The 24,863-nt window shown below is 67.9% G+C and carries 17 protein-coding genes, 1 tRNA gene and 1 pseudogene; 6 read left to right on the top strand and 13 right to left on the bottom strand.

Annotated features, from left to right (window positions below; translation table 11 throughout):
* Positions 1-146 precede the first annotated feature (146 nt).
* The gene (locus ACZ7LS_RS15825) at positions 147-611 is read right to left on the bottom strand and encodes a GatB/YqeY domain-containing protein (RefSeq protein ID WP_382521047.1); all 465 of its coding nucleotides are present in this window, start codon (positions 609-611) and stop codon (positions 147-149) included.
* 77 nt (positions 612-688) lie between these two features.
* On the opposite strand from ACZ7LS_RS15825, the gene ACZ7LS_RS15820 reads away from it, so the two are divergent.
* The 6 genes from ACZ7LS_RS15820 (at position 689) to ACZ7LS_RS15795 (ending at position 7,424) form a co-directional block, all read left to right on the top strand.
* Entirely contained in the window at positions 689-1,627 is a 939-nt protein-coding gene (locus ACZ7LS_RS15820) for a metallophosphoesterase (protein WP_382521049.1), read from the top strand.
* Positions 1,628-1,731: 104 nt separating this feature from the next.
* A tRNA-Pro gene (locus ACZ7LS_RS15815) sits at positions 1,732-1,805 on the top strand.
* 243 nt (positions 1,806-2,048) lie between these two features.
* The gene (locus tag ACZ7LS_RS15810) at positions 2,049-2,729 is read left to right on the top strand and encodes a DUF488 family protein, N3 subclade (protein WP_385134846.1); all 681 of its coding nucleotides are present in this window, start codon (positions 2,049-2,051) and stop codon (positions 2,727-2,729) included.
* Positions 2,730-2,815: 86 nt separating this feature from the next.
* Complete coding sequence (locus ACZ7LS_RS15805; protein ID WP_385134848.1) at positions 2,816-3,634, top strand: hypothetical protein; 819 nt, start codon at positions 2,816-2,818, stop codon at positions 3,632-3,634.
* A gap of 164 nt (positions 3,635-3,798) precedes the next feature.
* Positions 3,799-6,471 (top strand): ATP/GTP-binding protein, encoded by a 2,673-nt coding sequence (locus tag ACZ7LS_RS15800; RefSeq protein ID WP_385134850.1) that lies wholly within the window; start codon positions 3,799-3,801, stop codon positions 6,469-6,471.
* 56 nt (positions 6,472-6,527) lie between these two features.
* Positions 6,528-7,424 (top strand): phosphorothioated DNA-binding restriction endonuclease, encoded by an 897-nt coding sequence (locus ACZ7LS_RS15795; protein ID WP_385134851.1) that lies wholly within the window; start codon positions 6,528-6,530, stop codon positions 7,422-7,424.
* A gap of 223 nt (positions 7,425-7,647) precedes the next feature.
* Here the strand turns inward: ACZ7LS_RS15795 and ACZ7LS_RS15790 are convergent, their stop codons facing one another.
* The 12 genes and pseudogenes from ACZ7LS_RS15790 to ACZ7LS_RS15735 form a co-directional block, all read right to left on the bottom strand.
* Positions 7,648-8,100 (bottom strand): hypothetical protein, encoded by a 453-nt coding sequence (locus ACZ7LS_RS15790; RefSeq protein WP_385134853.1) that lies wholly within the window; start codon positions 8,098-8,100, stop codon positions 7,648-7,650.
* Positions 8,101-8,403: 303 nt separating this feature from the next.
* Positions 8,404-9,921, bottom strand: a complete 1,518-nt coding sequence (locus ACZ7LS_RS15785; RefSeq protein ID WP_385134854.1) for a LacI family DNA-binding transcriptional regulator — start codon at positions 9,919-9,921, stop codon at positions 8,404-8,406.
* 39 nt (positions 9,922-9,960) lie between these two features.
* Positions 9,961-10,287, bottom strand: coding sequence for a helix-turn-helix domain-containing protein (locus ACZ7LS_RS15780; RefSeq protein ID WP_385134856.1), 327 nt, complete (start codon positions 10,285-10,287; stop codon positions 9,961-9,963).
* Between the two features lie 125 nt (positions 10,288-10,412).
* Positions 10,413-10,670: a helix-turn-helix domain-containing protein gene (locus ACZ7LS_RS15775; RefSeq protein WP_385134857.1), complete on the bottom strand. Its 258-nt coding sequence runs from the start codon at positions 10,668-10,670 to the stop codon at positions 10,413-10,415.
* Between the two features lie 290 nt (positions 10,671-10,960).
* Complete coding sequence (locus tag ACZ7LS_RS15770; RefSeq protein ID WP_385371124.1) at positions 10,961-12,166, bottom strand: TIGR04141 family sporadically distributed protein; 1,206 nt, start codon at positions 12,164-12,166, stop codon at positions 10,961-10,963.
* 109 nt (positions 12,167-12,275) lie between these two features.
* Positions 12,276-12,656 carry a hypothetical protein gene (locus ACZ7LS_RS15765; RefSeq protein ID WP_385134861.1) on the bottom strand — a complete coding sequence of 127 codons (381 nt, stop codon included), beginning with the start codon at positions 12,654-12,656 and terminating at the stop codon, positions 12,276-12,278.
* Positions 12,653-15,136 carry an AAA family ATPase gene (locus ACZ7LS_RS15760; RefSeq protein ID WP_385134863.1) on the bottom strand — a complete coding sequence of 828 codons (2,484 nt, stop codon included), beginning with the start codon at positions 15,134-15,136 and terminating at the stop codon, positions 12,653-12,655. Before ACZ7LS_RS15760 ends, ACZ7LS_RS15765 begins: the two co-directional genes overlap by 4 nt.
* Before the next feature lie 175 nt (positions 15,137-15,311).
* Positions 15,312-15,772, bottom strand: a pseudogene (locus ACZ7LS_RS15755) (ATP-binding protein).
* A 482-nt stretch (positions 15,773-16,254) separates the two neighbouring features.
* The gene (locus ACZ7LS_RS15750; protein WP_385134865.1) at positions 16,255-19,521 is read right to left on the bottom strand and encodes a type I restriction endonuclease subunit R; all 3,267 of its coding nucleotides are present in this window, start codon (positions 19,519-19,521) and stop codon (positions 16,255-16,257) included.
* On the bottom strand, positions 19,518-20,717 hold the full coding sequence (locus tag ACZ7LS_RS15745) for a hypothetical protein (protein WP_385134867.1): 1,200 nt from the start codon (positions 20,715-20,717) through the stop codon (positions 19,518-19,520). The genes ACZ7LS_RS15750 and ACZ7LS_RS15745 overlap by 4 nt, the downstream gene beginning before the upstream one ends.
* The gene (locus ACZ7LS_RS15740; RefSeq protein WP_385134868.1) at positions 20,714-22,351 is read right to left on the bottom strand and encodes a class I SAM-dependent DNA methyltransferase; all 1,638 of its coding nucleotides are present in this window, start codon (positions 22,349-22,351) and stop codon (positions 20,714-20,716) included. The genes ACZ7LS_RS15745 and ACZ7LS_RS15740 overlap by 4 nt, the downstream gene beginning before the upstream one ends.
* Positions 22,352-22,391: 40 nt before the next feature.
* Positions 22,392-24,566 carry a hypothetical protein gene (locus ACZ7LS_RS15735; RefSeq protein WP_385134869.1) on the bottom strand — a complete coding sequence of 725 codons (2,175 nt, stop codon included), beginning with the start codon at positions 24,564-24,566 and terminating at the stop codon, positions 22,392-22,394.
* Between the last annotated feature and the right edge of the window lie 297 nt (positions 24,567-24,863).

Below are 24,863 nucleotides of genomic sequence, written 5' to 3'. Positions count from 1 at the left end.
GAACGCGCCGGCTGAACATGCCGGCTGAACATGCCGGCTGAATGACGAAGGGGCGCTCCATCCGACGGCGGTCGACCGGGATGGAGCGCCCCTTACGCGTCTCACATCAAACTGAACGCAGGCTCAGGCTCAGGCTCAGGTCAGGTTCAGGTGGCGAGGGAGCGCTTCACGAGGGCGGCCACCCGGCCTCCCTCGGCGCGGCCGGCCACCTTCGGGTTCACGATCTTCATGACGGCGCCCATGGCACGCGGGCCCTCGGCGCCGGCGCCCTTGGCCTCCTCGACCGCCTGCGTGACGATCGTGGCCAGCTCCTCGTCGGTCAGCTGCTTCGGCAGGTACGCGTCGAGGAGCACGCCCTCCGCCTTCTCGCGCTCGGCCTGCTCCGCACGGCCGCCCTGGGCGAAGGCCTCCGCCGCCTCACGGCGCTTCTTCGCCTCCTTGGCGATCACTTTCTGCACCTCGTCGTCGGAGAGCTCGCGCGCGGACGTGCCCGAGACCTCCTCCTTGGTGATCGCGGAGAGGGTCAGCCGCAGCGTGGCGGAGCGGAGCTCGTCACGCGCCCTGATGGCCTCGGTGAGGTCTTCCTTCAGCTTGGACTTAAGGCTGGTCATGAGGCCAAGTGTGGCAGGTGCCGAGAGGTACCCGCCCGCGGATTTCGTGCCCGTACGACGTCTGCGACGATGGGCGCATGCGCGCACGCTACGGGGTTCCCCTGAAAATCACCGCAGGCATCGCGGCAGTCGGCGCGGCCGGCCTCGCCTACGCCGCGGGCTTCGAGACACGCTCGTTCCGATTGCGCCGGATCTCGGTGCCCGTGCTGCCGCGCGGCATGCGTGACCTGCGAGTTCTCCAGGTCTCCGATATCCATATGGTGAGCGGACAGCGGAAGAAGCAGCGCTGGCTCCAGTCGCTGGCCGGGCTTCGCCCCGATTTCGTGGTCAACACCGGCGACAACCTCTCGGACCCGGAGGCCGTACCGGAGGTCCTGGACGCGCTGGGCCCGCTGATGGAGTTCCCGGGTGTCTATGTCTTCGGCTCGAACGACTACTACGGCCCGAAGCTCCGGAATCCGGCCCGCTACCTCTTCGAGAAGGCCCAGGGCCGCCACGGCCTGAACGGAAACGCCCCGGCCGTCCACGCGGTGCACAACCCGTGGGAGCCGATGCGCGACGCCTTCGACGCGGCGGGCTGGGTGGGCCTGACCAACACCAGGGGCCGGCTGAAGATCGACGGCCACGAGATCGCCTTCACCGGCGTCGACGACCCGCACATCAAGCGGGACAGGTACGAGCGGGTCGCGGGCGGCCCCGAGGCGGACGCCGACCTCTCGATCGGCGTGGTGCACGCCCCGTACCTGCGCTCCCTGGACTCCTTCACCGCCGACGGCTACCCGCTGATCCTGGCGGGCCACACGCACGGCGGCCAGCTCTGCATCCCCTTCTACGGAGCGCTGGTCACCAACTGCGACCTCGACACGGACCGCGTCAAGGGCCTCTCCACCCACCGCTCCGGCGGCCACACCGCCTACCTCCACGTCTCGGCGGGCTGCGGCACGAACCGCTACACCCCGGTCCGCTTCGCCTGCCCCCCGGAAGCCACACTCCTGACCTTGACCCCCCGCCCCTGACCCCCGGGGCCCCACTCACCGGCCCCTGCCGCCCCCGAAACCGGATTTCGTCTCCGGCCAGCGGTGGGCTAAAGTAATCGATGTCGCCGCGACACGGGCGGCATCGGGGTGTAGCGCAGCTTGGCAGCGCGCTTCGTTCGGGACGAAGAGGTCGTGGGTTCAAATCCCGCCACCCCGACAGTGAAGTACCAGGTCAGGGGCCTGATCCAGTTGATGGATCAGGCCCCTGAGTGGTTCCTGGAGATCGCTTGGGAGAAATCTGGGAGAAGATCTTGGTCGGGTTCTCCCAGTGGGTGACTGGTGAGGCCGTCTGAAGTGCGGCGGCTTAGGGCACTCGGACCTGCGCGTTCGCGAATCCAGCCTAGTAGTCGGCCGGGAACACCATGCCCGCCCGCCTCAACCGCCCTTAGGATCACGACACATGGCAAGCCATCACTCAGCGCGTCCCCACGACCACGCCCGAGCACTCGCCCAGCGCGTGCGAGCGATGCGGGAGGCTCGAGGATGGTCGCGGGAGCGGCTCTCCAAGGAAGCTGGCATCGCCGTAGGAACGCTGGCCCGTCTGGAGAGCGAGGGAGCGATCCAGCCAGGTTTCTTCACCGTCGGAGCAGTCGCCGAGGCACTTGAAGTCTCCCTCGATGAACTCTTCCAGGAGACCAAGGTCGCTCCCGGCCTCTGGTCCACTGGGTACGAAGGCCGGGACATCGACTCGTTCGTCTCCTCTCTCCTCGACAGCCGTATTGATGTCGTGGCGGACGTACGACTTACGCCGATCAGCCGCAAGAAGGGCTTCAGCAAGACTCGGCTCGGGCAGGCACTCGCCGAGGCCGGCATCGAATACACCCACCTGCGTGGCCTGGGCAATCCCAAGGACAACCGGGCGCCGTTCTGGGAGGGCCGCCTCGACGTGGGCCGGGCTCGGTTCCGTGGAGTGCTGCGGTCCGAGGAAGCGCAAACCGATCTTGAGCGCCTCGCAGAGCATGCCCGGCAGTCCCGGGTCGCGGTGCTGTGCTTCGAGAAAGACGAAAGCCGCTGCCACCGACAGGTCGTCCTGGAGACGGTCCGCAAGCGGGCCGCCGTGCCCGTAATTCCCCTGGCCTGACTTCGCCCCTCGCTCCTGTACGCGCCCTTGCCGGTGGCGCATGCCTCTCCTCCAATCGGATCGGGAGATCAGTGGAGGGGGCAACCATGGGATCGGGGATTTGGCAGCGCGCACGGATCATGATCACAGTCAAGACCTATCCGGAACTGTCCGCGAAGTACCACGAGACGAGCTGCGTGGCCGGCATACGGCTCGACCAAGGGGCGCCCCAGCATGTGCGGCTCTTCCCGGTTCCGTTCCGGCTGCTGAACGAAGAAAGCCAGTTCGCCAAGTACTCGATCGTCGAGGTCGATGTGCAGCGACACCATGGGGACCGCCGTCCCGAAAGGTTGCGCCCCAACCTGCAGAGTCTCAAGGTCATCGAGCGCCTCGGGACAGCGGACGGCTGGCGCGAACGCCTCTCGCATGTGCAGCCCCTCGTAGCGCCGTCCCTGTGCTCCATAAAGCGGGACCAGGAGCTTCGGGGAACGTCGCTTGGCGTCTTCCGCCCAGCGGAGTTCGCCGGCTTCCGCTTCGCTCCTGCCGAGCCCTGGCCAGCTTCGAAGGCGGCCCTGGCAGATCAGTTGGATCTACTCGCACAGGACCTCCGCCAATTGGAGTGGGTGCCACTTGAGTTCCGGTACAGCTTCCGATGCGCGGATCAGGAGTGCGCTGGTCACGACATGGGGCTGAGGGACTGGGAGGCGGGCGAGTCGTACCGCAAGTTCTTTCGCCACTACGGGAAGGACGGCGTGGAGGAGAAGCTTCGCGAGCGTTGGTTCGACCGGATGGTCACTGCGGAGAAGGCCGTGCACTGCTTCGTCGGGAACGTCGCGGCCCGCCCCAAGACGTTCCTGCTGCTGGGCCTGTTCTACCCGCGACGGGATGTCGTCGAGAACTTCCAGGAGAGCCTGTTCGACCTGTGAGGGTGAGTACGCAGGATGGGGAACCCATGTCACCGCCCCCTGACCGAGGCCGTCGGCTGAACTGCCGCGTGCCGGATGCGGCCTGCGGACCTGTCTGGATGCGGGCATGCCATGCTGTCGTCAACGGAGCGTCGCTCGCATTCAGTTGATCGTCAGGGGGAGCTGTGGCAGGGCGGGATCTTCGCACGTTGTTCAGCTCGAACGACCGGAGCATCGCCGCCAGCGAGGCGTTCACGAACCGGCAGGCACAGTGGCAGGCCGTAACGGCCGGCCTCGCCGAGCACATACGGCACGTGACCCGTGCGGACTTCGACGTGGAGGACCTGGAAGCTCCCCGCCACAACATCCTCGTGTTCCACGGTGTGGGCGGGATCGGCAAGTCCACGCTCTCCCGAAAGATCGAGGCATCGCTGGCCCGCAGCGAGCACCGCCCGGCGCAATGGGAATCGCCATCCCACCCCGAAGAGCGGACCCTGCCAGTTCGTATCGATCTCGCGCGCGCCGCGGGTATGGATTTCGAGCGCGTCATCCTCACCATCCGTCTTGCCGTCGCCGCGCTCGGCCGGCCACTGCCCGCCTTCGACCTCGCCCTGCGCCGCTACTGGGAGCACAACCACCCGGGCGAACCGATCGAGGACTACCTGCGCCGGGGCGGGCTGCTGAGCCGCTTCAGCGCCGCTGCCGCCCTGCCGCAGCAGATGCAGTCCGCCCTCAGCGATGTCGCCCAGGCTCTGCTCCTGCCCGGCACAGTCGGCAGTGCGCTCGGGCACGGGGCCGGAGCGCTCATCAAGGCGTTACGCGAACGGCGCCAGTCTGTACGCGCCCTCGCCGGCTGCTCACGCCTGGCTGACCTCCTGGAGGCCGAGCCCGACCTGGAAGCCCTGAGCTTCTACCCGCACCTCCTCGCCTGGGACCTGGCCCAAATCCCCGTCGGCAAGAGCGCACTGCCCGTGATCCTGCTGGACACCTTCGAGGACACCGGCGACCGCACGCACCGCGACTTCGAGCGTCTGCTCCAACGCACCGTGTGGTTGATGCCCAACGCGTTCTTCGTCGTCACCGGACGCAACCGCCTCCAGTGGGGAGAGACGAGCCTGGAGGGGCAGGTCGACTGGACCGGGCCGCACGCGTGGCCCGGTCTCGCAGCCGACACGGCACATGTGGGGCGAGCTATATCGGGCCGTCAGGTCCTGATCGGCGACTTCTCTCCCGAAGACTGTGAGGACTACCTGGTCCGCAGGCTGAGCCGCGACGGGCAGCCGCTGATCGACGAACCGGTCCGCCGGATCATCACCGAGCGCTCGCACGGGTTGCCTCTCTACCTGGACCTGTCGGTCATGCGTTATCTGGAACTCCGGCGCGGCGGCAGACAGCCGCAGGTCACCGACTTCGACCACGACTTTCCCGCCTTGATCGCCCGTACCCTCAGCGACCTGACCGCCGATGAGCGCCACGTGCTCCGCTCGGTCAGCCTGCTCAGCGCGTTCTCCGTACCCCTGGCCACCCAAGCCGCCGGAATGGACCACGACGCGCCCGCCCTACGGCTGACCGAGCGCCCCTTTATCCGGGAGTCCTCCTCCGGTGTGTGGCCCTTCCACGTCCACGACCTGATCCGCTCCGCCATTCGCAACGCAGACGACAGCAGTGACGACTGCTGGTCGGAACAGGACTGGCGGCGCGCGGCCCAACGAGCCTTCCACGCACTGGAATCACAGTGGCGCCAGGACCTGCGACACCGTCGCGCAGTCCTGGTCGGCTGTCTCCAGCAAGGACTGCTCCTCGCACGGGACTTCCGTCTCGATCTCGGCTGGCTCGCCGATGCCGCATTCCAGTACGTGGGGGACTCCGTCTGGGAACCGCTGGCGCTTCCCGCCGCCGATGCCACGTCATCAGGTGGTCTGCAGACCTCGGCAGATGCCCTGGTCGAAACGCTGAGCGCCATCGCCCGGCGCCAGCACGAGCACCGTGAACGCACGTCCAGTCGGCTCTCGGCCGTCCTCGCCTCGGAGCTGCTCCCCGATGACCTGGTCGAACTGGCCACGTACTACCTGGCGAAGGCCCAGCGAGACCTCGGTCTGACCGACGATTCGCGTCGCGGGATGCAGCGCGTCGCTTCAGCCGGGGGTCGGCTCTCTTCCGCGGCTCGGCGCGGCCTGGCACACCTGAGCCGCCTGTCCGGAGACTTCCCGACCGCGGTCGAAGCCGCGGGGAGACTGGGCTGGGAGGGGAGGCACCATCGGGTGTTGGGAGACGTGTGGTGGGTGCAGGGTGACATGGAGCGAGCGGTAGCCGCCTACCTGGCAGGCCGGAGCGAAGCCGAGGAGCACGGTGTGGTCGGCGAGACCGCCATGGTGCAGGCGCATCTCGCCTTCGCCGTCTCCTTCTCCGATCAGCTTCGGGCCGATGACGAACTCGATCTAGCGGAACGGCTGTTGTCCCACCTCAGCCTGCGCTCCAGCGAGATGACCGCTCGCATCGCCGTGCTCGTACGCGACGCCGGGTTCGCCGCCGACCTGCCCGGCCGGGCGGCCGTACTGCTCGCCGAAATCGGTGTCTCCGGCATTGCCTACGCCGCGGCGAAGCTGCAACTGGCCCTGTGCTTCCACCACGCCGTCCTCGACGCCCAGGACGGCCTCGCCACCGCGATCACCCGCCTGCGCGAACTCACGCAGAGCGGCGACTACGCCTACTACGTCGACATCGCCCACTTCATGGCCGGCCTTCCGCTTCCCGAGCACACCGCGCGAGCACGGTGGATCGACGGAGAACAACGGACCCGCGCACGATGGCGCCACCTGGTCACGGCACGTCGCAGTCAACTCGCCACGCCTCGTTAGGCTTTCCCCACACGCGCAGATCGCTGGTCGACGAAGCGCGGCTACGATCGCCGGTCATGGACTGGCTGGAGCGCACCGCGCAACTGAGACAGTGGACCAGAAGCGGGACCCGCGCTCCGCACAAGCCGTTGCTGTTGCTGTACGCGCTCGGTCGGTTCCAGCAGGATGCCGCCGGCGAACTGCGGTACAGCGCGGTGGAGGAGGATCTGCAGCGGCTGCTGACCGAGTACGGGCCGCCGAACAGGACGACTCCGGCATACCCGTTCCACCACCTGGTGAGCGACGGCGTGTGGGAGGTGCGCACCGATCGCGGACCGGGCAGCCCCGGCAGCGGGGTGCGGGAGTTGCGGGCCGCGGAGGCCGCTGGGCGACTGGCGCCGGAGCTGCGGGCGGCGCTGCGGCGGGAGCCGGAGCTGCTCGGCCGGATGGCACGGGTCCTGCTCGACCTGCACTTCCCGCCTTCCCTCCACGGCGACCTGTGCGAATCCGTCGGCCTGGAGCTGGAGCCGGCGGAGACCGGACAACTCTCGGCCGCCGTGCGGAGGCGGCGGGATCCGCGGATGCGGGAGCAGGTCCTGACGGCCTACGAGTACCAGTGCGCCTTCTGCGGCTACGATGGCCGTATCGGCGCGGTGTCTGTCGGGCTGGAGGCCGCGCACGTGCGCTGGTGGGCGTTCGACGGACCGGACGACGTCGACAACGGACTGTGCCTGTGTTCGCTGCACCACAAGCTCTTCGACAAGGGCGTCCTCGGTGTGGGCGAGGGCCACCGCGTCCTGGTTTCCCAGCGGTTCGTCGGCTACAGCCCAGCCGCCCGCGAACACGTCATCGCGCTCGCCGACCGCCCCCTCATCGGACCTCAACCGGGCGCACACCCCGTCGCCGCGATCCACCGCTCCTGGCATACCAGCCAGGTCTTCCACGGCAGCCCACGCCCCGCCACGGCCGCATGACCGTCGAATCGTCGACCGCGACCCACAGGTGAGGAGTGCGTCGCCACCCGCCGAGGATCCTCCGTCAGATTCCGTTGATCTCGCGGCTGTTACTGCCGACGCCCTGGCTAAAGCTATCGTGTGCGCAGGACCTTTAAGGTCCTGCGCACACGATGAAATGCCCGTGGAAGACCGAGCCCTTTGAGGCCCGTTCAGACGGCCGGAGGGATCCGTTCTGGGGTGCTCAGTTCATCCGCTTCAGGTCCCGGGCGCTCATGCCGAACAGCACATTCGGCTGCTCGTACTTGAAGGTGTAGCCAGCGACGAGAGCGGCCGCGATGAACACACCATTGGTGACGTACCTGCCGGTTGCCCGCTGCATCACGTGTTTCACGGTGTAGCTGCTGACGGTAGGGGTCTTGATCGACGTGATGTTCTCGCGCAGCCACGCTGCGGTCTCCATCACCATGACCACGCCTCCGGCCAATTCCTCGCGGCCGATCGCGAGTTCGGCCCGGCGCTGCTCGGCCGTTTTGCGAAGGGGATTGAAGACGCCGATGCCGAAGGAGTTGAGCCGCGGATGCTGCTGCATCACCTCGGCCAAGGCAGCGATCTGTCGGCGGGCCACCAGATACGCCGCTCCCGTGGTTGCCTGGTGGGCGTGAATCTCAGCCTTGCGGCGACGGTCCCTAGTCATCGTGTGCTCCATCTGACGGGACGCCCCACGTCCACCCCGCCGCGGATACTTGGATGACCTGACGGAACGCTGCTGCGCGATTCGGGGAACCTTGTCTTCGCCGCCATGATGGACGTGGGCCATCATGACTCGGAGCGGGCAGGCGCGATCTGCCATGCACAGCGTACGCCCCTTCCCAACCCGTCCCGGCAAATCGGGGAGATCCGCCGCGCCATACCAGTACCACCGCCAAGACCACCGAACCGCACACGTCGCGCGCTAGAGGGGCTCCATTCGAGGTAACCGGAGCCCGTCTCCCGACCATCAGGCCATCGTCGTGGCGCGAGCGCGCAGCAGCCGATCGAGTACGGCGACCGGCGATCGCGGGTGCAGGCCACACCTGGCATCGAGCGCTGCATCCCACTGCTCGGTCAGGCCGGCCTTGAGACGCTCGCGCATGCCAGGGGTCACGTGGGCGTAGCGGGCCGAGACCGAGCCGTCGATGTGATCCATGCGCTCGTCCATCAGCACCTTCTCGGTGCCGAGGTCTTCCATGTGCGTGCGATGGGAGTGGCGCAGGCCATGCGGGGTGAGTCCTCTGGCGACGGGCAGCCAGCAGGCGTCGGCCCGGCCACGGGCGTTGCGGCTTCGGACCGGGATGCCGGGCCAAGGCTCGCCGAGCAGCGGGACTGGGCGGGCCTCCTGAGGTGCCTTCTTCGGGTACCAGCCGGAGGTGGCCGGCGCGAACAGCCAGGTGGCGAAGCCGTTGCGGCGCCAGTGGGCGGCGTTCTCCGTCGGGACGCCTCCTCGGACGAACTTCAGCTCGGCTATGGCGCGTTCAACCCGGACGCGGGTGTCCTCTCGTACCCGCTCGGGGTGGTTGAGGACATTGGACACAGTGCCGCTGGAAACTTCCGCGCGGCGAGCGACGTCCACGAGCTTGGCGCCCGTGTGCCCACCGGTGCGAGCGGTGCCCTGGCCACGGCACACGTACCTCTTGCCGTGGCAGGCGCACGGCGTCGGCTTCGTACGGGCGATGTGGTCGGCGACCAGGGCCGACAACCAGTCCGTCACGTCGATGCTGCGGTAGCTGTCGTCCTTGGGCGGGCAGCGGATCAGCTCGCCTGAGTCCAGCTCGTACAACTGGTGCTCCACCCGTACGGCGTCAGGTCGTGCGAACTCGGTTTCCAAGCCGACGATTTCGCCCCACCGCATGCCCGTGTATCCCTTGAGGATCACGGCGACGAACTCGTCGTCGCGCCCGGACAGCAGGGCCGCGCGTTCGGCGATGAGCAGCAGGCCGAGCGGATCGGTGATGACCTTCTCGGGTCCCCGGTCACGGGAACGGCCGGCGCGCTTGCCGCGTCCGCGTCGTTTGGTGGCCGGGTTGGCGGCGATGAGGCCCTCATCCACGGCGTCGGCCAGGATGAGGTGGAGCGTCGATCGCCAGGTCTTGACGCTGGATGCGGCGTAGACGGCCTTTTCCTGCTTCTCCCAGATGTCCACGTCTGTGCGGAGGATGCCCGCGAGGGCCTTGTCCTCGAAGTCGGGGAGCAAGTGCTCCTCGATGTGACGCCGGTAGTTCTGCATGGTGGATGCGGCCAGGTCCTGGGCGTCGTACCAGCGGCTGGCGTACTCGCCGAAGGTCTCTTGTCCGGCGGACGGGTCGCGCCAGGTGCCGCGCCGGACCCTGGCCTCTTCCTCGTCTGCGGCCTGCTTCGCCTCGCGTTTCGTGGCGAACTTGACCACCGCACCCGTCGGGTCGGCGACGGTGCCGTACTTGCCTTCGCTGACCTTGTACCTGCCGCGCCAGTAACTGCCGCGTCTCTCGGCGAAGCCCATGCCTCGTGCTCCCTCCTTCCTGTGGTCTGCCGTGTCGTGCTAGGCCGCAGTGCCGTATTGGGACCTGCGGGGTGGTCGGGCCTGGAGACGTTGCGCGGAGGGCGTCGGGGACTGGGGCAGTCGCCCCGTAGGCGATGACGTAGTTGTCGGCGCAGGCTGAGGCGTCCGGGGAGGGTTGCGCTGCGCGGACTGCGGGGCCGGCTCTTCGTGGATGCGGATGATCTCGGTGAGGTGTCCGGCGGTGAAGCGATATGCGCGACCGACCCGCGTGTGCGGGATCAGGCGCCTTCGCGCACGGTCCTTGACCCACCAGGCAGAGCAGCCGAGCGTCTCGGCGATCTCTTCGGGGCGGTAGAGGCGGGGCAAGGATGCTTCGCCCTCAGCCCGGGGAAGCGGGCGTGGGAGAGCAGGCGGCGTTGCGGTGTGGTGCAAGAGGGGTGGGTCCTTACTCGGCTGTGGGATGGGGCGAGCCGCGGCGGGGCGAAGGCGGTTCAGACTGCGCGGAGGCCAGGCAGGAGCGCGGGTGCCGGAACGTGGAGGGCCTCGGCGATCGCGACGAGGTCGTCGACGTCACATCGGCGCTGGGCGCGCTCGATACGGGACAGCATGGTGTTGGACATCGGGTGGCCGAGGGCTGTCACACGGTCGGCCAACTGCCTTTGTGACAGGCCGCGTTCGGCACGGAGGATTTCGATGGCACGGGCCGCCTGCATTCCTGCTGGCCCGATTTCCAATGAGCGTGGGGGCATGGCTCCAATTGAAAGGCTCGATCGCCGGTTTTGGTAACCGGCGATCGTCGGCTATGTTGCGCTCCGCGCCGTACGCTGCGGAGGGATTTCCGGGATCGGGGACGGGGCTCGAAGGGATGCGTCGATCGACACTGTGACGTGGGGCGTCGTGTTGTAGCTTGCCCGTCGGCGGCGCGTCAACGGCTTGCCGATATGATGCTTCTGCCTTCGCCTGACGGTCCGTTATTTCGGCAGCGGCGGATTCGGGTTTATAATTTTGGAAATGCCTGGCTCGCAGTAAGCGTTCGCCGTCAGCTGTCTGATTTCTGGGCGGAATGCTGGACTTGTGCGGCATGGATGTGGCTGTCTTGGCTATACGACGCCACCAGCCCTCCCCCGCGCCTTCGGCCGGGGCGGTGGGCCAACCCCTCCCCGTGCACCGCCCGACAGAAGAACCGGCAAAAGTCGAGAAACACTTCCGCCTCGATCCAGCGGAGCGCGCTGGACGTCCAGATTTCGTCGGCCCGGTCGGCGCGGTTGTGCCGATAGAGAGTGACGGTTCCTTCCTGGAGCGCGGCCACGCGGCTGCCCGCACGCTGGATGCGCGCACGGCAGAGCACGTAATCGAGGTCGAAGTCGTCGGTCGAACGGCCGGCCGCGTCGCTGTTGATCCTGGCCCTGAACGCTCGGGCAGCCACGTAGTCGTCCCAATGGTCGGCTGGGACGGCGACACTGATTCTCCCGTCGGGCTCCTGCCCCAGAAGGTCATCGAGGACGGCCTCCAGGCGGGTGACAAGGCTGGGATCGTCGACGGGCACGACGTGTTCGACGAACTCCAGTTCCGGGCTCGGCTTCTCCTCGCGCAACACCCGGGCGATCGCACGGATATCGGCAATCAGGTCGGCGCCCTCCACACCGAGCCGCATGCGCAGGCCGGCGCCGCCCTCGGCACTGGAGATCTTCCCCGGGTTGTCCCGGGAGATGGTGAGCGGGATGTTGTCCAGGTGGCCGCCAAGGCGGCGCACGATCTGCGCGTGCTCGACGATGCCCAGGCTCCACACCGAGGCCCCGCTCGGGATCAGGGTGATGTCGGTGCGCCCTCCGCCGGGAGTGTGCGACACCAGGTCCCGGATCTTCGCAGGGTCCACCCGGCGGGACGCGAAGCTCAGCCCGAAGCGGTGGTCCTTCAGGCGGTCGGGCACAAGGCGGAAACCCTGGTCGTAACCGATCGCGTACACCTGACCGTCGACGGCCAGCATCAGCAGGCCGGCCGAGCGGTTGACGGGCCGTGACACCTCGATACCCGTCGTTCGGAAGATCTCGTCGCACCAGCTCGCCACAGGCTGCTCGAAGCTGCCGGTGACCAGGACCGCCGGTACACCGAGGTTCTCGGGGACGTCGAAATCCGCGTCGACCCTTTCCAACTGGTCCACGTCCAGGGCGTCGAACATCGCGTCGACAGTGGGAGGCACGCCCCTGAGCCGGTACAGAGTTCGCTTGGACGTACGGGCCGTCATGGTGCCGCTCCTCATTCTGGTCTTTGTGAACGGTCGCGATAACCGTCCTCGTGGTGTCGTTCTCACGTGTGTCTCCTCCCGGCAGCGCCTCTCCTGGCGCCGATGCGGATCAGCGGGCCAACAGGGCGACGATCACCGCGACTTCGGTACGCCACGCGCGGATCTGGTCCTCCGTCGGGCCGATCTCGTACTGGTGGTAATGGCATCCCAGGCAGAGCTGGCTCCACACGGCCTTCGCGCGGCGGGCCGTTCCTGCTTCGGCGCAACCGCGGAGCCAGAGGAACGCGGCCCGCTGGGTGCCCTCCCGGATCGCGCGCGGCGCCCGGTGGGCGGTGAGGCGGTCGGCGACCGCGCTCTCCAGCGCGACACGGAGGGCGAAGGCGGCGCCTCGACACCGGCTCGCCGTGGTGGCAGCGGGCGTGGCGGGCTCGCTGGTGTCCGTGAGGAGCAGGTCGGCGGTGTCGAGCAGCTGGCGAATCGTCTGGTTCACGGCCCCTCCTCGGGCTTTCGTACCGTCAGGGCGACGGCCTTGATGTTGTCCACGAACCGGTGGGGGTCCGGCATCGAGGTGCCCGACGGGTGGGCGCCCTCCTGGCACTGCCGGATGAGGTCCACCGCCCCGGGGCCGCACCGCCTGCGCAGCTCGCGGTAGACCTCACCGGCCCTCTTCGACGGGTCTCCGAAGAGCCCCAGGGCGGCGATGTCCATCAGCGTGACGGCCCCCGCGACGGTCTTCTCTGCCTCGTGTTCGGCCAGCCCCGCCCGGTGCAGCCGCAGCCACGCGGCCTCGGAGAAGGCCCGTTCCAGGACGGCGCGGCAGAGGCTGGGCAGCACATGGGTCATCGCGACCGGCTGGAGGTTTCGCGTGCGGATGAGGGCGCGTGCATCGGCCAGTGCCTGACCGACCGGATCGGTCACCCGGTTCACGGTCACCACAGACCGGCCCGCCCGCTCCACCTCCAGTACGGTCACCGGGAGCTCCTGGTTGGTGAAGGCCCGCTGGAGTCGCGTGTCGTGGGTGAAGACCACGACCTGCCGGGTCTCCCCGAGGTCATGCAGCACCTTCGCGAGACCGTGGACCTTGGCGGGGTCCATGGACTGCACGGGGTCGTCGATGACGACGAAACCGAAGGGGCTGTCCGGCGCGGCAGCGCGCGGCAGGAAGAGCGAGAGCGCGAGGGAGTGCAGTTCGCCCTGGCTCATCACGCCGAGGGCCGCGGCCTCCGTGCCGTCGACAGACACGTCCATCACCAGCTTGCGCACGGTGGCCTTCTCACTACCGGTCAGGCGCACGGAACGCAGATCGACGTTGCTCTGCTGACGCAGTTCCTCCCAGATCCGCTGCGAGTGGTCCTCGAACGGCCGCAGCCGCTCCTCGCGCAGCTCGGCACGCGCCTCCTTGAGCCACTTACGGGCCGCCCTGACCTGGCACAGCCGGGGCCTGCCGGCGTACGCGGGCCTGGCCCGGTCGAGCCAGCCCGCGAGGCGGGTGACACAGGAGCGCCACTCCTCGTCGAGCTTCTCCAGCTCCCGCAGGGCCTCCTCGCGCAGCGCGGCGCAGGCGTCGGCGAGGACGAGCGCGGCGGTCTCGGCGCGGGAGGCGAGTCGCTCGGCGTCGTCGATCGCCCGGCACGCCTGCCACTCCTCCCAGGGGTCCACGAGCGGGGCGGGCAGCCACGCGGGGACCGGCGTGACGAGGTAGCGGACGGCGTCCACCGCGTCCCGCAGTCCGGTGCGGGCTTCCCGCGCGGTCGCGGCCTCCCGCCGCAGGCTCGCCACCTGCTCACCGGCCCGCTCGGCCCACGCCTCGTCGAGCGCCCAGTCGGACCCGCACACCGGGCAGGTGTCCTCGTCCTCGTGCCGACGGCTGTGCTCCAGGGCCTTGGCCAGCAGCTCCGCGCGCTGGTGGGCGTCCTCGGCGCCCGAGGCACGTACGTCGTCGAGTACGGCGATGGCCTCGCGCAGCCGGTCCACGGCCGCGCCGACCGCGCCGAGGTCAGGTCCGGTCAGCGCGGCGGTCGTCCGCAGTTCCCGGAGACGGCCCTCGTCCGCCTCGGGCAGTGAGGTCACGAGGGCGTCGAGCTCGACGAAGTCGGGGTCGCCCGCCTTGCCGACGACCGCGAGCGCGCGTACCGCCCGCGGGTCGTCCAGCGCGGACAACGCCTCGGCAAGTACGGGCCGTTCCGCTTCGACCTGCTTCAGCGCGGAGTCGAGCGCCTTCTCGATGCCCTGGAGCCGCTCGTCCGCGTCGGTCAGTTCGCGGAGTCCGAGGATGGCGGCGACCGAGTCGTACTGCTCGCTGGGCCTGCCGTTGAGAACCTTGTCGAGATCCGCGTACGACAGGAAGGGGCTGTAGTCCTTCAGGGCCCGCTCCCACCCGATGGCGGCGGAGGGCCGACGGCCGTGGCCCGGCCGCCTGAACTCGACCTCGGGGGCGGTGACGTCGTCGCCGGACCAGGTGCACGTCAGAGTGGACAGCCGGGGGTCGCCCGCGATGGCGAGGCGGACCTCGACCTTCGGGTCGGCCCCGTCGTGCAGGTTGCGCCAGTGCCGGCGCCACACCTCGCCCCGCCCCTTGTCGAGGCGGGCGGTCCGGCCCGTGAGCGCCGTCTCGGCGCCCTCGGCGAAGCTGGACTTCCCGGAGCCATTGCGCCCTACGACGAGGGTGACGCCGGGCTTCGCGGTCAGCGGCAGACGTGCCTTGTGGCCGATGCCGCGAAAGCCGTTGACGCTGATGGAGTCGAGGAACACCCGCTGGTCCGGGTGCGGAGCGGCGGGGGTGCCGGAGGGCTCCGTCGCGGTGGCGCCCAGTGCCTCTCGCAGGAGTTCCCGGGGTGCCTCGGCGAGCGCCGAACTTTCGAGGCGGGCGGTCAGGCGGGAGAGGGCCGAGGAGGCGCCTCGGTGCTGATCGCCCTGATCGTCAGTTGCGTTCGTGTCGTTCGGCTCGCTCTGTGTGGGGTGTTCCGTCATGGCGCTCTCCGCTCTCCGTCGCGGTTGGTTCCGGGGCCGGGCTCGTGCGGTGAGCGAGAGGGGTGAGCCTCTCGCTTTGCACGAGCCCGGTGTGACGGAACAGACGTTAGAGGGTGGAGGAGTTACTCAGTCCATGTTCTCAGCGATAACCCTGGTTATCACAATGCAGGCTTCTTCAATGGCAATTGAGGGAGCGATAGATACTTTCCGTCCACACCCCCTTGCCCAGCGGGTGACGGGGTGCCGAACCCCAGCGCACGGCCAGGACATCCAGCAGGAGCAGTCCTCGGCCCGACTCGCTCTCGGGAGCCGAGGGAGGCGGCGTCGCCCGGGGCCGTTTCGTGGCGGCCGCGTCCGTGACCTCGACGCGGACCAGGCCCGCCGCCGTGTCGAGCGCCTCGGAGACCGAAGTCGTGTCCGGGCACCCGGCCGTGCCGCACGGCGTTCGCGGCGAGTTCGGCGACGACGAGGGCGACCGCGCACGACGCGTCCGGCGCTGGCGGATACCCCCACTCGTCCATGTGCCGCATGGCAAACCGCCGGGCGAGCCGTGCACCCCGCCGGTGAGGAGGCGAACTGCGCAACGAGAGACGGCAGTTCGCTCGGTAAGCCCGGGGACTGGTCGCGGAGGCTCATGGAGTACCCGGAGCGGGCGGTGCTCATCCGGCAGTACGTGGCACATGTAGCGCCGGGTCTGTTGCGGACAGAGGACTAGGCGCGAGTGGAACCTCGGTCGCCGTGTCGCGGAAGGACTGAGAGCCTGCGGGCGGACGGTTCACCGCATCGGGGACGTCTTTCCTGACGACGGGCAGGACGTTCCGGACGAGGAAAATCACTTACGGTCTCGACCGGTCCTGGGTCCCACTGTCGAAGGACGGGCGGATCATCTGGGATCTGGAGATTCAGCCCGTTCTGAAGCGCGAGGCGGCGCTGTTCTACCTGGACAACCAGCAGCTTCACAGCGTCGAGATGGTCAAGCTTCTCGTCGCACGCAGTGACGCGATCCGCCAGGCCGTCGAGAAGAGCAGCCCGGCGGCCTACGCCGTATGGCACGACCACGTCGAGCGCACCTGGCCGTGACGGGAGGGCGCCCCTGGGGCGCCCTCCCGTATGCGCTGCTACTTCGCAGCGGGCGCCCAGAGGGCGGCCACGATCTCCATCTGCTTGAGGACCAGGTCGACCGCCTCGCGCTCCTCCTCCGGTGGGTAGTCGAACATCGCCAGCACGCGGCGGATGCGGGTGCGGAGCTTCGCCCGGACGGGTTCGCGGGAGAGCCAGTCGACGGAGAGGTTCTTCTGGATGTCCTTGACGAGGGCACGGGCGATCTTGGCGAGCGTGTCGTCGCCGCCCTCCATCGCCTCGGCCATGTCGCGGTGTGCGACGGCGTCGTAGAAGGCCAGCTCTGCGTGGGTCAGCGGCGGGTCGAACCGCTCGCCGCGGCGGGCCTCCGCCGATACCTCCCGCGCCAGGGCGGCGAGTTCGGCGATCACCTGGGCGCTGGTGAGCTGCTGGAGCATGTAGCGCCTCATCAGGTCGTTCAGGCGCTCGGTGAAACTCTCGTTTCGGACGACGTTGTGCTTGGTCACCTCGCGCATCTTCTGCTGGATCATGCGGCGCAGGGCCTCGGTGACCAGGTGCGGGGTCTCCGAGTTCTCCAGATTGCGCAGCTGCGCCTCGTTGAGACGGGTGATGTCCAGCCGGCCGATCCCGGCCTCTGCGTACAGGTCGGTGATGTCGTCGGCGTCTACGACCGAGGCCGCGAGGGCCTGCAGGTAACGCTGGACCTCGGCGCTGACCGGCTCCCCGCTGGCCTCGCGCTGGGCGGCGTCGAGCTTGATCATCCAGGCCCGGACCTCGCTGAAGAAGGAGATGTCACGACGCCAGTCGTCCAGGTCCTCGCAGCGCTCGGCGATCTCCTTGCTCATCGCGCAGACTCGGTAGAAACGGTCCAGCCGGGCCGCGCTGTCCTTGAAGCGGACGGAGAGCGGCTTGGCGGGAGGATCGACTTTGTTGCCCGGGTTCTTCGGGTCACGCAGGAAGTCGGCGATCAGACGCAGCGCGCGCTTGCGGGAGTCGGGACGGCCGGTGTCGGCCAGCCACTCCTTCCAACGGCTCCCGGCCAGCAGCCCCTTGATGGTGGCGATCTCGTTCTTGACCTCGGTGACGGCTCGTTCGATGTCCGCACCGAGGGTCTGGTCCTTGCGGTCCTGGTCCGAGTACTCGCGCAGGGCCTTGGTCAGGTTGTCGGTGAGGGGCGCGTAGCCGACCAGAAGACCGTCCTGCTTGCCACGGAAACGACGGTTGACGCGGGCGAGCGCCTGCATCAGGTTGGCGCCCCGCATCGGGCGGTCCATGTACAGGGTGTGGATGGGCGGGGCGTCATAGCCGGTGAGCAGCATCGAGTGCACGATGAGCAGTTCGAGCTCGTCGTCGGGGTCCTTGGCTCGCTTCTGAACGACCTTCTGCTGAGACTTGCGCAGTGAGTGCTCGCGCAGGTGCTCGGGGTCCGAGCGGTCGCCGTGGAAGACAATCTTCATGACGCCCTTGTCGACCTCGTCGCTGACCCAGCCGGGCCGCCGCTCGGCCAGCGCGTCGAAGACCCATACGCAGATCTCGCGGGTCGCGCACACGACCATCGCCTTGCCGGGGGCGCCGATGTCAGGCTTGACCAGCTCGCGGCGCTGCTCCCAGTGGGCAATCAGGTCGTCGGCGAGCGTCGCTATGCGGTCCTCGGCACCGTAGACGGTGTTCATCGTCGTGGCGTACTGGATGGCGCGGCGGCGCTCGGCGTCGTCCATGCCCTCGGTGAGAGTGTTGGCCTGCTCGTCGAGCTTGTTCGGGTCGACGCCTTTGGGCAGGTCGACCTTGATGACACGCGGCTCGTGGAAGACGCGGACCGTGGCCCCGTCGTCTACGGCGCGCTTCAGGTCGTAGATGTCGATGTACTCGCCGAAGACGGCACGGGTGTCGGCCTCGGCCTTCGAGATCGGCGTACCGGTGAAGGCGAGCAAGGTGGCGTACGGCAGGGCGTCGCGCAGGTGGCGAGCGTAGCCGTCGAGGCTGTCGTAGTGCGAGCGGTGGGCCTCGTCAACGATCACCAGGATGTTGCGGCGCTCGGAGAGGAGAGGGTGGGACTTGCCGGCGTCCTTCTCCTCCTTGCTCAGGCCGAACTTCTGGAGCGTGGTGAAGACGATCCCGCCGACGTTGCGTCGCGTCAGCTCGGTGCGCAACTCCTCGCGCGTGTCGATCTGGTGGGCCTTCTGCCCGAGCAGGGTCTCGCTGTCGAGGAAGGTGTCGTAGAGCTGGTCGTCAAGGTCGTTGCGGTCGGTGATGACGACGATGGTGGGGTTGTTGAGGGCCGGGTGGCGGGCGACTAGCGCCGCCGTCTCCACCATCTCCTCCGACTTGCCCGCGCCCTGCGTGTGCCAGACAACGCCGGCCTGGCCGTTCGTCCGCGACGCCTCGACGACGGCGTCCACGGCTTTGTTCACGGCGAAGTACTGGTGCGGCTTCGCGATGCGCTTGCCGGAGAGGGGCTCGCCCGGCTTGGGCGGGGGGAAGTTGACGAAGTTGCGGGTGAGGGAGAGGAACCGCTCCTGCATGAACAGACCATGCAGGGCCAGGTTCAGCGCGTCGAGACCGTCGTAGCCGGGCTCGTTGGTGTCGACGCGCTCGCCCTCGTGGTCGACGTTCCAGGGCGCGAAGTGCTCGTACGGCGTGAACGCTGTGCCGTACTTGGCGGTTATGCCGTCCGAGACCAAGCAGAGGACGTTGTAGCGGAACGCGATCGGGAACTCCGAGACGTACGTCTGGAGTTGGGCGTGCGCAGACTTGAGGGTCGCGTTCTCGTCGGAGGCGCTCTTCAACTCGACGACGGCCAGGGGCAGGCCGTTGACGTACAGGACGATGTCGAAGCGGCGGTGGCTGCCGTCGGTGTCCCTGACCGTGACCTGGTTGACGGCGAGGTAGCTGTTCGCGTCGGGGTCCGTGAAGTCGACGAGGCGGACGGTGGGGGTCTGCTCTGCGCCGAACTCGTCGGTGTAGGTGAGGCGGATGCCGGTGGTCAGGTACTCGTGGGTCTGCTTGTTCTCCGGGTATGCCTCGCGGGAGGCGGGGTCGGTGGCGATACGCATCGCCTCGTGGACGGCGGTGGAGGTCAGCTCCGGGTTCAGCTTCTCGATGGCTGCCTGGAGTTCGTCGTGGAGGATCACGTCGTCCCAGTCCCGGCGGTGGCCGGTGCCGGGGGCGAGGTCCTTGCCGGCTTTGACCTCCCAGGCGAGCTGGCTGAGTTCGTCCAGGGCCAGGTGCTCCCAGGTGGACTCGGTCATTTTGGCGTCGAGGTGGGCGGGAGTGTGGGTGGGCTCGCTGCTGCTTTCGGTGGTCATACGGCGTCCTCCACGATCTTCTCGGCGTCTCGGACGCGGAGCTTGCCGGACATTAGCTGGGAGAGGAGTGTGTCTCGCAGGGATGCCAAAGTGCGGGACTCCACCTTCGCTTGGTGAGAACGAAGGCGCAGGTCCATTACAACCGCCTCGAATTTGTCGCAATCTTCGGGTGCAGGTAGCACGACCGGGGCTTGCTTAAATCGTTCTGCCCGAACAGCGGGGTAGGCACTACCTTCCGCGACCTTCTCCAGATAGTTCTGGAAATCGACAGTGCGCGTGACCTCATAGAGAAGCGCAGGGCCTACGCTTCTCGGGCTCAGGACGGCTAGGCCAGTGGAGAAAACGAGTTCATGGTCAGTATCGAGTACGAGGGCATGCGAGCGTCGGTTAGGGCGAACGGTGGACCAAATCGTGTCACCGGCGAAAGCTTTCCTGCGAGCTCGCCCCGGCGCCTCACTCCAAGGAACCCTTGCGGGCCAATCATATGTGCCGACACCGACCGCAGCGATATCTACATACCTGAGCATCCCTCCTTCCTTGGGCTTCGTTGCAACCCTATTAACATCTGCGATCTCGCCGAGCGGAATGCTGCGCATTGCGCCACTCCCCTCTACTGCTCTCCTGTAGAGGGAAGATGCCAGGTCGTCGACAGTGATCGCGATGCTTTCGTTGACCGAAATCTTTTCATCCAACACCCCCAGGACGTCCACAACGGCGTCCTGCTCGCGAAGCGAGGGATGCGGCACCAGGAGTTCTCGCAGGTCACTGATCCGCACGCCAGCAACGGCAACCTGCTCAACGATGCTTTCCATCAATCGTCGGCCGAGAGGAGAGCGGAAAAGATAGAAATAGAAATGAGGGTTCGCTTTCTTTCGGGTCAATCTGGCCCGAATGATGGAACTTTCCCAAGTAGTTGCCGTGGGCACCGAATTAACAATGGCGCATTTTCCGGCGCCCTCGAGAGTTAGTGAACGCCTGGCGAATAGCAAGTCGCCCGGCTGCACCAAGAATCGATCTGCATCTACATGGTCAATATTAACCAACGCCATTTCGACGTCACCCAGTCGGGGGTAGCGAAACAACTCTCCCATGTTGATCATTTTGATGCCGACGCCTCGACGGTCTTTGGACACAGTGACTCCGCTGCGTAGCGGATATTCCAGCAGCTCCCCGAATTTCACCATTACGGTGCTCAAGAGATCCTCCCCAACTGCTTCCGCACCACCGCGTCCAACCGAGCCGACTCGTCTAGCTGCTCGAACAATTGCTTCGTCAGCCGAACGATCCGATCCTCTACTGGCTCGGCGTTCGGGTCCTCCTCGACTTCCGCCGCCCCCACATGCCGGCTCGGAGTGAGCACATAGTCGTGCTTCTCGATCTCCTCCAGTGTGGCGCTGTAGCAGTAGCCGGGAACGTCCTCGTACGTAAGGCCCTTGTCCTTCGCTGACTTCGTGCCCCGCCACGCGTGGTACGTGTCGGAGATCTTTTCCAGGTCCTCTTCCGTAAGGATCCGCTCCGTGCGGTCGATCATCGTGCCCATCGAGCCAGCGTCGATGAAAAGGACCCGGCTCCGCCGGTCCTCCAACGCCTTCGTTCCCTGCGGGGACTTGTCCTTCGTCAGGAACCACAGGCACGCCGGGATCGCAGTCGTACGGAACAGGTTGCCCGGCAGGGCGATCACGCAGGAGACCAGGTCCGCCTCGACCATCGCCGCGCGGATCTCGCCCTCGCCTGACTGCTTGGACGACATCGAGCCGTTGGACAGGACCACGCCCGCGCTGCCTCGGTCCCCCAGCTTGGACACGATGTGCTGAAGCCAGGCGTAGTTCGCGTTCGACTGCGGCGGGGTGCCGTACCGCCACCGCCTGTCGTCCGACTTCCTCGCCCAGTCGGACATGTTGAACGGCGGGTTGGCCATGACGAAGTCGGCTTTCAAATCAGGCAACTTGTCGTCCGCGAACGTGTCCGCCCAGCGGTCGCCGACGCCCTTCGGGTCCATACCGTGAATGGCGAGGTTCATCTTCGCCAGACGCCACGTGCGCTCGTTGGCCTCCTGGCCGTAAACCGCGATGTCGTGCGTGTGGTCCTTGCCTTTGCGCCGCTCGACGAACTTACCGCTCTGCACGAACATGCCGCCCGAGCCGCACGCCGGGTCGTACACCCGTCCCTCGTAGGGCTCCAGCACCTCGACGATCAGGCGGACCACACTCGCCGGCGTGTAGAACTCGCCGGCCCGCTTGCCCTCCGCCCGCGCAAAGCGCTCCAGGAAGTACTCGTACGTCTCGCCCAGGACGTCCTGGGCGGGGCGGTCGCCATGCCCCGTGAAGCGAGCGTCGCTGATCAGGTCGACGAGTTCCTTCAGGCGCTTCTGGTCGACGTTGTCGCGGTTGAAGATCTTCGGGAGGACACCGGTGAGGGTCTTGTTGGCCTTCATCACCTCGTCCATGGCGGCGTCGAGGAGCTTGCCGACACCGCCCTCCGCACTGGCCGCGTTCTCGGAGATGTGGTCCCAGCGGGCGGTCGGGGGCACCCAGAAGACGTTCTTCTCCGTGTACTCGTCCTTCTCCTCAAGGAAGGCCGCCCGGCGGTGCTCGGGGATCTGGGCCAGTTCGGGGTCGGCGGCCAGTTCTTCGCGGCGTTCGGTGAAGGCGTCGGAGACGTACTTCAGGAAAACCAGACCGAGCACGAACTCCTTGTACTGGGCGGCGTCCATGGAGCCGCGGAGCTTGTCCGCAGCCTTCCACAGGATGTCCTGGATCTCCTTGGTGCTGGAGACACTGAGCAGTTCGCCCTGTCCGGCGGCTGCCGCGGCTCGCTTGCGGGGTGGCATCGTTCCTTCTTCCGACTCGTCGGTGGGTGGTGTGGATGGGTTACGTGCGGTTGATGGTTCGGGCTTCGCCGAGGGTGAGGGTGCCGTCGGCCAGGCCCGCGATGGTCAGGCGGCGAGCCTCGGCGAGGGCGTCGGACTGGGCGCGCAGCAGGCGTTCCCGGCGTTCGGTCTCGTCCAGCAGGGCTTCGAAGCGCAGGACCTCGTCCGGGTCGAGGTCGGGGAGCTGGTAGTCCTCGATACGGCGGGCGGGACGTACGGCGCTGGGACTGCGGGCCGTGCCACGGGCCGTGCCGAGCAGGGCCGCCAAGACCCGGGGGGTGAGCGGGCGGGTGGCGTCGGCGTTGACGCGGAGGATGCGGGCTGGGAACGCGACGACCGAGAAGCCGTCGTGGTCGACATACACGCCGAGGCGGGGCGCGAGGGTGTAGACGACGTCACCGGGCTCGGTGAGCGCCGCCCGTTCGTACGCCGTCGCCAGCAGTAGGCGGTCGATGCGGCGGTCGCCCACGGGTCGTTCGCCGGTGATCTCCTCGGGACCCAGGACGGTGTGGTGGCCGTCCCGGGTGAGCTGCCTTTCGTCGATACGGTGGCCGGGGAGGCGGGTCACCCTGCGTGCGGTGATCAGCTTGCCGAGGGTGGTGCGCCTGGGGAGGCGACCGACCCTGCGCATTACGGCCCCTCGGTAAGAGCCTCGCTCGTCCTCGTACGCCCGGGTATCCGCTGTCGCGCGCTCCAGGCGGGCCTCGGCCTCGGCGATCAGGGCGGGGCGTTCGGTGACCTTGTCGGACCAGATCGCGGAGGCCGGCGGCGCGGGCGGAGTCAGCGGACCGCCGAAGGCCCGGTCCAGGTCGGCGACGGGGACCACACGGCCGTAACGCGGGTCGTGACCGTCGAGTCCTCGGAAGCCTTCTGCCCGCCAGAGGAGGACGTCCTCGGCGAGTCGCATGCGCACACCCGGCGTGAGCTGTTCCGAGCTGATGTCGGCCAGTAAAACCTTGCCCTCTGCCGCCGGGACGGGACCGCGCGTGAGCGTCCACAGCGCGGGACGGTAGCCGGGGCGGAAGGGCAGGACTCCGCCGGGAAGCGCGATGACCGACTCGACGATGTTCTCGCGTAGGAGGGCAGAGCGGAGCTGGGCGGCCTCCGTGCTCTTCAGCTCGTCGACGAGCGCGTCGGCCGGTCCGAGGACGAGGGCCGTGCAGCCGGGGCGGAGGAGGTAGGCGACGCGTTCGAGCTCCGTCAGGACGACGGCTACCGAGCGGTCCTCGCCGGGGCGGTACGGGAGCTGGGTGACGACGAGGTCCGGGTCTGCGAAGCGTTCCTCCAGATCGGTGCCGGTCTGGACGTCGAGGTCGAGTTCGCTGATGCCCGCCAGCAGCAGGCGGCGGCGGGTGATGCGGGTGAGCCGGTCGTCGGGATCGGCGGCGAGGACGGTGACACGGTCGCGGTCCTCCGTGTCGTCGAGGAGCGCGGCGAGCAGGTCACCGGCACGGGCGTGCGGGTCGGCGAGCGTGAGGGACTCGCCCTGCTCAAGGCGGACGCGGAGGTCGGTGAGCTGGGTGAGCAGGCTCCGCACCTCCGGGGTGACAGCGTCTGCGGCGAGGGAGTCCAGGCCCAGCCGGGAGCGGGCGGCCAGCAGCCACTCGTACGCGCCGCGCTCGTCGTAGGCGGATTCGGCCAGGTCCTCGGCGAGGCGGGCGAGTGGGGCCGCCGTGGCGTCGATCGCGCGAAGCTCGCGGAGTACGAAATCGTCCTCGGCATCGATCCGTTCGGCTCGGCGCAGCAGCGCGGACCAGAGGGCCTCGTCGGCTTCGGCGTCGGGCGGGGAGGCCGGGGAGACGTTCGCATCGTCGGCCAGTGGCCGGCCGTCGAGCCGGCGCAGGCACAGCAAGCTGCCCAGCGTCTCGACCAGCTGCCACGGCGTGAAACGGTCCCGCAGCGCGATGATGCCGAAAAGGGCAAGCTCGGATCGGAGCTCCTGCGGGGCGGCGTTGCCAAGGCCGGAGGCGATCAGCCAGTCGGTCACCTGCGCGCCGTCGAACAGCGGCCGTCCCGAGTTCTCGGACATGGCGGCGGGGAAGTCCGGGTGACGTCGACGCCAGGTGGACACGACAGGGCGCTTCACCCGGGCGAACGTCGCGATGTCGGCCATCGACACCAGGAGGGGCAGCGGCCCTGGGAAGCTGAGTGCCGGGTCCGGCAGACTAGTGACCACTGTGCGCATCCCTCCCCCGCTCATCTATCGTCGCATCAGCCGCTTCGGCAACCAGGCTGGGCCTTGTCTCACGTCACGGCTCCGCTTGCAGCAGATTCCCGCCCGACGCCACAAGACGATACGCCGACCCCGACAACGGGAGTGCAGCTTCATTTGATAATGACGGTTATCAGACCCTGATGAGAGTCGCCCCATCGAGCTGTCTCGACCAGCTGGGTGATTCACATCCGAAGTGCCACTCCCCCGAGAGATGCGACAGAATGACGGATCAGTTTCCCGACTGAACAGCGCTGAGGG

The sequence above is a fragment of the Streptomyces sp. NPDC039430 genome (assembly GCF_055639435.1).
Note: the sequence above shows the minus strand (reverse complement) of the source record. Positions and strands in the feature narration are given on the sequence as shown.

Bases quoted from the DNA above. Each gene is read 5' to 3' on its own strand.
- ACZ7LS_RS15785 (WP_385134854.1), bottom strand. From the start codon at position 9,921: ATGGGCTTCGCCGAGAGACGCGGCAGTTACTGGCGCGGCAGGTACAAG.
- ACZ7LS_RS15770 (WP_385371124.1), bottom strand. From the start codon at position 12,166: ATGACGGCCCGTACGTCCAAGCGAACTCTGTACCGGCTCAGGGGCGTG.
- ACZ7LS_RS15795 (WP_385134851.1), top strand. From the start codon at position 6,528: ATGGACTGGCTGGAGCGCACCGCGCAACTGAGACAGTGGACCAGAAGC.
- ACZ7LS_RS15810 (WP_385134846.1), top strand. From the start codon at position 2,049: ATGGCAAGCCATCACTCAGCGCGTCCCCACGACCACGCCCGAGCACTC.
- ACZ7LS_RS15820 (WP_382521049.1), top strand. From the start codon at position 689: ATGCGCGCACGCTACGGGGTTCCCCTGAAAATCACCGCAGGCATCGCG.
- ACZ7LS_RS15760 (WP_385134863.1), bottom strand. From the start codon at position 15,136: ATGACGGAACACCCCACACAGAGCGAGCCGAACGACACGAACGCAACT.
- ACZ7LS_RS15825 (WP_382521047.1), bottom strand. From the start codon at position 611: ATGACCAGCCTTAAGTCCAAGCTGAAGGAAGACCTCACCGAGGCCATC.
- ACZ7LS_RS15740 (WP_385134868.1), bottom strand. From the start codon at position 22,351: ATGCCACCCCGCAAGCGAGCCGCGGCAGCCGCCGGACAGGGCGAACTG.
- ACZ7LS_RS15805 (WP_385134848.1), top strand. From the start codon at position 2,816: ATGGGATCGGGGATTTGGCAGCGCGCACGGATCATGATCACAGTCAAG.
- ACZ7LS_RS15750 (WP_385134865.1), bottom strand. From the start codon at position 19,521: ATGACCACCGAAAGCAGCAGCGAGCCCACCCACACTCCCGCCCACCTC.
- ACZ7LS_RS15790 (WP_385134853.1), bottom strand. From the start codon at position 8,100: ATGACTAGGGACCGTCGCCGCAAGGCTGAGATTCACGCCCACCAGGCA.
- ACZ7LS_RS15775 (WP_385134857.1), bottom strand. From the start codon at position 10,670: ATGCCCCCACGCTCATTGGAAATCGGGCCAGCAGGAATGCAGGCGGCC.